The following is a 270-nucleotide window of genomic DNA, read 5'->3' as shown; positions in this document are numbered from 1 at the left end:
CACCCGAAGCCAGGCATACTATTAGGTACCGGGATGCTTACCCGGCTTGTGAACAGGCAAACGCTGCCAATTACAGCCCTGCCTCGGCCCCCAACGCGATCACAGTCGGCGCCATCCAATCCGACGACACCAGAGCCTCTTTCTCCAATTACGGCTCCGTCCTCGACATCTTCGCGCCCGGTGTGAATGTCCTGTCGACCTGGATTGGATCCACCACCGCGACCAATGTCCTCTCTGGGACGTCGATGGCCACGCCTCACGTCTCTGGCC

General features: G+C 60.4%; 1 protein-coding gene. It reads left to right on the top strand.

All coding sequences use genetic code 11. The features are described 5' to 3' along the window. Window positions 1-20 precede the first annotated feature (20 nt). On the top strand, window positions 21-270 hold a 250-nt coding region (locus PZC42_RS21420), incomplete at its 3' end, for a S8 family serine peptidase (protein WP_277214175.1).

This window comes from Isoptericola croceus (assembly GCF_029382255.1).
Taxonomy (GTDB): Bacteria; Actinomycetota; Actinomycetes; order Actinomycetales; family Cellulomonadaceae; genus Isoptericola; species Isoptericola croceus.
The sequence above is the reverse complement of the archived record's forward strand: the minus strand, read 5'-3'. Positions and strand labels throughout refer to the sequence as shown.